The sequence below is a fragment of the Mesorhizobium sp. M7A.F.Ca.AU.002.02.1.1 genome, assembly GCF_003998535.1.
Lineage (GTDB): Bacteria > Pseudomonadota > Alphaproteobacteria > Rhizobiales > Rhizobiaceae > Mesorhizobium > Mesorhizobium ciceri.
The window spans coordinates 1-7,513 of record NZ_RZPB01000261.1 but is presented as its reverse complement, the minus strand read 5'-3'; the positions used below and the strand labels follow the sequence as shown (position 1 = coordinate 7,513).

Annotated in this window: 7 protein-coding genes and 2 pseudogenes; 6 read left to right on the top strand and 3 right to left on the bottom strand. The window is 62.8% G+C overall.

Annotated elements, in window-relative coordinates; translation table 11 throughout:
• From EN879_RS17260 to EN879_RS17250, 3 genes and pseudogenes are all read left to right on the top strand, one after another.
• Window positions 1-197 (top strand): annotated as a pseudogene (locus tag EN879_RS17260) (ABC transporter ATP-binding protein); the annotation flags it as partial.
• 12 nt (window positions 198-209) lie between these two features.
• Complete coding sequence (locus EN879_RS17255) at window positions 210-1,085, top strand: branched-chain amino acid ABC transporter permease (protein WP_063170049.1); 876 nt, start codon at window positions 210-212, stop codon at window positions 1,083-1,085.
• On the top strand, window positions 1,082-2,116 hold the full coding sequence (locus tag EN879_RS17250) for a branched-chain amino acid ABC transporter permease (RefSeq protein WP_027162307.1): 1,035 nt from the start codon (window positions 1,082-1,084) through the stop codon (window positions 2,114-2,116). Before EN879_RS17255 ends, EN879_RS17250 begins: the two co-directional genes overlap by 4 nt.
• Before the next feature lie 24 nt (window positions 2,117-2,140).
• Here the strand turns inward: EN879_RS17250 and EN879_RS17245 are convergent, their stop codons facing one another.
• Entirely contained in the window at window positions 2,141-3,457 is a 1,317-nt protein-coding gene (locus tag EN879_RS17245; RefSeq protein ID WP_063170048.1) for an ArgE/DapE family deacylase, read from the bottom strand.
• 57 nt (window positions 3,458-3,514) lie between these two features.
• Window positions 3,515-4,420, bottom strand: coding sequence for a MurR/RpiR family transcriptional regulator (locus EN879_RS17240; RefSeq protein ID WP_013530207.1), 906 nt, complete (start codon window positions 4,418-4,420; stop codon window positions 3,515-3,517).
• 227 nt (window positions 4,421-4,647) lie between these two features.
• On the opposite strand from EN879_RS17240, the gene EN879_RS17235 reads away from it, so the two are divergent.
• The 3 genes from EN879_RS17235 to EN879_RS17225 all read left to right on the top strand — a co-directional run bounded on the left by EN879_RS17235 (window position 4,648) and on the right by EN879_RS17225 (window position 6,989).
• Window positions 4,648-5,730 (top strand): sigma-70 family RNA polymerase sigma factor, encoded by a 1,083-nt coding sequence (locus EN879_RS17235; protein ID WP_164745812.1) that lies wholly within the window; start codon window positions 4,648-4,650, stop codon window positions 5,728-5,730.
• Window positions 5,731-5,817: 87 nt separating this feature from the next.
• On the top strand, window positions 5,818-6,354 hold the full coding sequence (locus tag EN879_RS17230) for a carboxymuconolactone decarboxylase family protein (RefSeq protein WP_024504783.1): 537 nt from the start codon (window positions 5,818-5,820) through the stop codon (window positions 6,352-6,354).
• Window positions 6,355-6,464: 110 nt separating this feature from the next.
• Entirely contained in the window at window positions 6,465-6,989 is a 525-nt protein-coding gene (locus EN879_RS17225; RefSeq protein WP_013530204.1) for an OsmC family protein, read from the top strand.
• Between the two features lie 301 nt (window positions 6,990-7,290).
• On the opposite strand, the pseudogene EN879_RS17220 reads toward EN879_RS17225, so the two are convergent.
• A pseudogene (locus EN879_RS17220) lies at window positions 7,291-7,513 on the bottom strand (peptidase M15); the annotation flags it as partial.

Sequence of the window (7,513 nt, the reverse complement as noted above, 5' to 3'; positions counted from 1 at the left end):
AGGACGAGCTCTGCGCCTCCGTCATGGACATTTCGCGCGGCGGCGTACCGCTCATCGTCGTCGAGCAGGACATCGAATTCCTGCTGGAACTGACGCAGCAACTCTACCTCGTCAACCATGGCGCCGTTGCGACCGAGATCAAGCCGGGCGAAAGCCTCGACCACGGCGAGATCATGTCGATGTATTTTGGCCATTAGGAAAATCCGAAGATGAGCGCATTGGCGGAAATCCTGTTCGGCGGCCTGTTCCAGGGCTCGCTCTACGCCATGATGGCGGTCGGGCTGGCTCTGGTCTGGACGACGATCGGCGTGTTCAATTTCAGCCATGGCGTGTTCATGATGCTGGGCGCCTACATCGCCTGGCAGCTGGTCGAACTCGGCCTGCCGGCGGCGGTCGCCTTTCCCATCGCCGTCGTCGTCATGGCCGGCGTCGGCTGGATCCTGCAGGCGAGTGTCGTGCGGCCGCTGATCGGCCGACCCAACATCGTGCTGGTCGTCGTCATCACCACGCTGGCAGCCGGGTCGCTGATCGAGAACGGCGCGCTGACCATCTGGGGACCGCGCTCGAAGCAGATCCCGGCGCTGATCACCGGCAACACCACCATCGGCGGCGTCGGCGTCTCCCTGCACCAGATCGCCATCATCGTCATCACGCCGCTGATCCTGGCCGCACTTTGGATGTTCCTCAACCGCACGCGGCTCGGGCTGGCGCTGCGCGCCGTGGCGCAGAATGAAGATGCCAGCCATCTGGTCGGGCTGAACGTCACCGCGCTCTATGGGCTGGCCTTCGCCATTGCCGCGTCGCTTGCAGGCCTCGCCGGCATCTTCATGGGCGGCTATCGTTTCATGTCGCCGGTGATGGGCAGCGACCCGCTGCTCAAGGCGCTGATCGTCGTCGTCTTCGGCGGAATATCGAGCATCTCGGGACCGATCTTCGCCGCCTATCTGATCGGCTTCTTCGAGGCCGCCTGCAGCTATTATTTCGGCCTGTACTGGACGCCGGCGCTGCTGTTCGGCGTGCTGATCCTGACCCTGATGGTGCGCCCCGAGGGCATCTTTGCCAGCCGCTCCCGAGGCCTAGCATGACCGACACGACATCGCCGATCACCCTTAGCCACACAGAGGCGGCAACCCCGATCGCTCCCGGCCGCACGCCGTGGAAGCAGGAGGCCATCGGCTTCGTGCTCGGCTTCGCCTTTCTGGCACTGCTGCCGCTGATCTTCGGCGACACCTATGCCCGCCACATTCTGATCATGGCCTTCATCTATGCGATCGTCGCCTCGAACTGGGACCTCAGCCTCGGCTATGGCGGCGTCTTCAATTTCGGCCATCTGGCGCTGTTCGGCATCGGCGTCTATGCCTACAGCCTGCTCACCAAGCTGGCCGAATTCGACCCGTGGATCGCGCTGTTTGCCAGCGGTGTCATCGCCACCCTGGCGGCGATCCTGGTGACCATCCCGATCCTGCGGCTGAAGGGCATCTACATCATCCTGGTCACTTTCGGCTTCGCGCAGCTGGTGATGCAAGTAATCATCAGCCAGTCCGCCATCACCGGCGGCACGCAAGGGTTGGTGCGCATTCCCGGGCTATACGTGTTCGACCACAACATGGTCCGTGACGGCAAATCAGCCTATTTCTACATCGCGCTGGCGCTGCTGGTGGCGAGCACCCTGTTCCTGCGCGTGTTCGTGCGCTCACGCACCGGGGCCAGCATCGTCGCCTTGCGCGACAATGAGGAATACGCCATCAGCCGCGGCGTCTCGATCGTGCGCCAGCGCATGCTGACGCTTGCCGCGAGCGCCTTCTTCACCGGCATCGCCGGCGCCTTCTACGCCGCCTACCAGCGCAATGCCTCGATCGACGTCTTCGGCATGAGCCTTGCGACCATCATCCTGTCGATGGTGCTGCTTGGCGGCACCAGCACTATTTACGGCGCCATCATCGCCTCTTTCGTGCTGACGATCTTCGCCGAATGGATGGCCGATTTCGGCGCGTGGCGGCCGATGATCACGGCGGTGCTGATCATCGGCGTGATGCTGGCCTACCCGAGCGGCCTGGTCGGCATGATCAAGGCTTCATGGGGCGCCGTCGCCGGACGCCTGAAGCGCCCGGCCTGACCGTTTCGGACTGGCGGCTCCGCCTCAGCGGATGCCGCACCAGTCGATGACCGAAGCGGCGATCACCTTGGCGGTCTCGACCACCGATTCGACTTCGACATACTCGTCGGAACCGTGAAATCCGTCGCCTGACGGGCCGAAGATGACACCGTCGACGCCGGCGCCGGCATAGTGCGCGGCATCGCACACGGCGACGAAGCCACGCGCCTGCGGCGCCTTGCCGACCATGGCCTTGCGCTTCATCAGCGATCTCACCAGCGGATGGTCGACCGGCGTGTTCATCGGCGGAAAATGCAGCCCGCCGAGCTCCCATTGGATCGCAGGCGGGTTGTCGCGCAGCCACGCATCGGTCTGCGCGAAATGGTGGACGAACGCCTCGAAATCGCGGCGGTAGTCGGCCGAATTCTCGTCGGGCAGGAATTTCATGTCGAGATCGAGCACCGCGACATCGGGAATGATGGCCGGGTTGGTCATCACGGTCGGCAGGCCGTGCTCGCCAAGGCCGGTGCCGCCATGCATGACGCCGATGTTGATGGTGTTCATGCCGAGCGGCAGCAGCGGATGCGATTTTGCTCGCGTCCGGTCCAGCTCATACTGGCGCACGGCGGCAATGAAGCGGGCGGCGATCTCGATCGCATTGACGCCCGGCTCCAGCCGGTCCTTGTCGTGGCGCTGCGGATAGATCTCGTTGTAGCGCAGCGCCGAATGGGCGTTGCGGCCACGGATCGTCACCCGCGCCCATTCCAGCCCGCCTTCGACCGGCAGGACATCGCCCCAGGTCGGTTCGGCGACCAGCACCGCCTTGGCGAGCTTGCCCTTCTTCACCGCGTCCATGGCGCCGAAGCCGCCGGCTTCCTCGTCGACGACCGAGTGGATGGCGAGCCGGCCCTGCAGCGTGATGCCCGCCTTGCGGATCGCGCGCGCGGCGGCGATGCAAGCGGCGACGCCGCCCTTCATGTCGACGGCGCCGCGGCCATAGAGCCGGCCATTGGTGATTTCGCCGCCGAACGGATCGACCGACCAGTCCTTCATCGCGCCGACCGGCACGACGTCGATATGGCCGCACAGGATCAGGCTGCGGCTCTCGTCTCCCGCCCATTCGCCGACCAGATTGGGCCGCCCGGGCAAGGCATCCCATTGCTCTGTCCTGAACCCGTCCTGCTTGAGGATCGGTTCGAGCAGCGCCTGGACATCCGCCTCGCGGTTGATCGCCGGATTGGGCTCGAATTTGGGGTTGACCGAAGGGATGCGGACCATGTCGCGGGTCAGGCCGATCAACCAGTCGCGATCGGTCTCGATCTCAGCCTGCACGGCGTCGATGATGGTCTGGTTGTCGGGCATTGTCGCTTCCTTTTCTGCGTCGCGGCGCTTTGCATCGCTGCACTGAGCGCAACGACACTATTTCCTTGTGGCTTTGGATTTGGCGGCGTCGTCGGCCGATGACGATAGGACGGTATCGAGCGTGACCGCGTTGGCGCTGCGGATCTTCTCGATGTCCTCGATGCGCTTGCGCACCCCGGCGCCATGGCCCTCCAGCGCGTGGGCAAAGACGGTTTCCATCTGGGCAACGGCCGTCGCCAGCGTGTCGAACGGCGAGTTGGCGTCGATCGCCGCGACCATGGTCAGGTCCGCGATGTCAGATATCGGCGACAGCCAGACATCGGTGAACAGCAGGATGGAGACGCCGCGCTCCTTGGCCTGCTGGGCAAAGCTCACCACGTCCGACTGGTAGCGCCGGTAATCGAACACGACGAGGAGGTCGCGCTTGCCAAGGTCGATCAACAGGTCGAAATCGGCGGGACTCAACGAACCGATGTCGCGCACGCCGGAGCGGAACTGCAGGAGATAGCCGGCCAGCATGGAGGCGATATGCCGGCTGAACCGGCCGCCCAGCAGCACGACCTGGCCCTTGCTCTCGAGCAGCATGTTGACAGCGCGCGTGTAGGCCTGCACCGGCACAGCCGTGCGCGTACGCTCCAGGCTGTCGGAAACCGAATGGAAATAGGCAAGTGCGGTGCCTTCGCTGGAGCCGCCCGGACGCTTGGCCTCCATCATCAAAAGCGGCGAATGCAGCCTGGATTCGACTTCGGTGAGCAGGCGTGCCTGGAAATCGGCAAAGCCGACATAGCCAAGCTTGGTCATCAGCCGCGTCACGCTCGGGTCGCTGACGCCGGCGCGCCGTGCCAGCCGGGTTGCGGTGCCCAGCCCCGACATCGGGTAATCGGCGAGCAGGACCTGGACGATCTTCTCTTCCGCGGAGGTGAACGCCACGGTCGTGTTGGCCAGTTCTTCGCGGATCGACATGGTCATCGCCTATCGCTGACGGAAGATGATTATCTTACAATTTTGTGAAATGGTGTCAAATCTGGAAAAAGTTTTACAGGATTGAATCTAGCCGCGTAGATCGCCCGCATCCGCCAGAATCCAATCCTTGCTCACTGCCATATGCACTTTCGATCTCGCTTGAGTATCTTGGCGGCGAGCCTGGTTCTCACGGACCCCGTTTCGGGGCCGGTTGTTACGGACGTGAAGTGAGGGTCATAACCTCAATCCAAAACCCCATCAAAGCGTCATTGGTGAACTGGTGCCCGCCGAACACGGATCGTGACGAAGCTGAACTGGCATTCGAACTTTTTCGCCAGTTGATGCATCTTAAGTCCATGGGCTACGAAACTCATATCGTGCCGAGTGATGCCGAACTGGCCCTTGCCGCTCGGGGCGGCGATTGTGGTTGCCTCGGCCTGCTGCTGGAACGTCATCGCGCACGGCTCTATGCGATAGCGCTGAACATGCTCGGCTATGGGTCGGACGCCGAAGATGCTGTGCATGAGACTTTCCTGATCGCGCTGAGGCGCATCGGCGAACTCAAGGATCCGCAAGCCGTCGGTGGCTGGCTTCGCACTGTGTTGCACCGCTGTTGCCTGCAACAATTGCGTCGACGACGACGCGAGATCTTGACCGCCGACATTCCAGACCGCCCAGACGAACGCGCAAGCATTGAGGAGCGGCTGGAGAAAGTCGCGCTTCGCGAATGGGTTTGGGACGCGCTACGCAAGCTTCCCGAGCCGCTGCAGGCTACCGCCATGTTGCGCTATTTCGGAAGCTATCAGTCTTACGAGGAACTGGCCGCCATTCTGGGTGTCCCGATTGGGACGGTTCGCAGTCGTTTGTCGCAAGCCAAACGCAAGCTTGCCGAGATGCTGCTGGAAACGGCGGGCCTTGCCGACACAGAGGCTCGCTCGCAGTCTCGCGAGCGCCAGCGATTCTACTCCGAAATTTTCAATGGGCTCAACCAGCATGGCGAGCGTGACCGCTTCCTTGGGCACTTTGCAGAGGACCTGCATCTTGTCCGCGGGACGAGCAAACCAGTGCTGGGTCGCTCATTCCTTGCCTGGGAAGTCGACGCCGACACGGAAGCCGGCGTCCGCCTGGAACCGCAGCGCATTCTCAGCGCCAGCCAGGTCACCGTGATCGAGGGACTATTCGTCAATCCGCCGGAAGACCCTTTCCACTGCCCGCCGGGTGTCGTCCTGGTGATCTTTCAGCGAGACGGCAAGGCCCGACGCTTGCATCTTCATCTTTCGCCGCGTCCGCCTAGAATCGACGACGACTGATCGAACTTTTTCTCCCGTCCGTGACTCCTTACAGCACGCGGGCATCATCTGGCCCGGACGCAAATGGTTCCAAAGAGGAGAGAGATCATGTTCGCCTTCGCAGTTTCCCATGTTGCTTCCATCGCACACCACGGCGAGCTCGGGCCCAGCCGCTCGCGCCGCCTCCTTCACACGGCGTTCGCATCGACTGTCGTCTGCGCCACATTGTTGTCATCAGGCTTAGGCTGGGCCGGTCAAGCTGAGGTCGACGCCACCTATAAGGACGTCGAGCGGACGCTCGGCTCGGTGCCGACCTTTCTCCATCAGGTTTCAAAAGCAGCGCTGCCGGGCGCCTGGGCAGAGGTGAAGGCTCTGCAGTTCTCCAGCGAAACCGCCCTGCCGCCGAAGGTCAAGGCTCTGATCTCGCTCGCCGTCTCCGCACAAATTCCCTGCCAGTATTGCATCTGGGAAGACACCGAGAGCGCAAAACAGGCGGGCGCAACGGAGGACGAGATCGAAGAGGCCGTCGCTATCGCCGCTCTGTCACGGCACTGGAGCACGATCTTCAACGGCATGCAGGTCGACTTTGAGACCTTCAAGAAGGATCTCGGCGGCGACGCTCAGGCTGCCGCGCCTGCCAAGTAGCGCGAGCCTTGTCGGCACATTGTCGGGATTGGGGCCAGGCCGCGGCAACCATCGTCGGCATCCGCGGACCGGAATAGGGAGTGGAATTCTCATTTTACAGGGAGGTAAAGATGCCAGTAGTCTTCGGAGAAACCGTCAGCACAGTCAAAGATATCGTGTCCGTGCTAAAGAAACACGGTGACGCGGTGCGTGGCACCTATCGTGCCCGCTACCGCTTCGACCCGCAATCAGGCGATCCTTACACAACACCGCTACTGGAGCGACCGGCGAGCCTCAAGGACAATTCGCCGACCGCCGTCTTTCCCTGGGAGCAGATCTTTGCCGCGGCGGCTGTGTGCGCCGGCTCGGATTATCCGATGCTGGCAGCGCATGCGGGGGTCGATCTTCGTTCGGTCGATTTCATCGCGGAAGGCGTGTTCGACCCGCGTGGCGAGTTCGACGGACTTGATGGGCTCACGGCGCCCGTGGACGCCCGGCATTGCTACGTGTCCCTGCACCTCAGCGCGACCGTGTGTTCTTCGGCGCCCCGCGCCGATCTGGAGAAAATTCATGAGCGCGCGATCTCGCACAACATGGTGCTTGGCGCCCTTAGAGGAATTCCCATGACCAGCGAATTGGTGATTCACCAGGCGTGATCCTTGTCGCAGAACTCGCCCGCTGGGCGGTCTGTGGCTTAGTCCCGCCGGTTGCGGCCGGCGGGCCAAATGTGCCTCGTGCACGTTTGCGCCACCACGATCCTGGCAATTTCGCGGGGCGATCTGCTCGAAAGGCAACGGATGGCGGCCGACAGCAACGAGCCGACTGCCCGCTGCAGTAGCGCGCTGCTCGCCAAGTGTTATAGCGCGGAAGGGTTCGGCATTGCGAACCCCGTGACCGCCCCGGCCATCGATATGGCGCAACACATTTCGATACTGGATCGAACGGTGCTTTCGCCCTCTATTTGAAACTGGCGATGGGCAGGAATTTCACCGCGGAGCCGGTGAAGCGGCGGTGATCGGACGTCCGTCCCCGCGGTTGGAATCCATCGAGATAGACATGCTCCGGCGCCGTGCGGATGAAATTGGCGGCAATCATGGGCGCCCCTGTTGATGCGGCCCCACCGGTAATAGCGCGATCTGCCTCGGAATCGGGGCGCCGCTGGACACGATCGGCCTTGGGG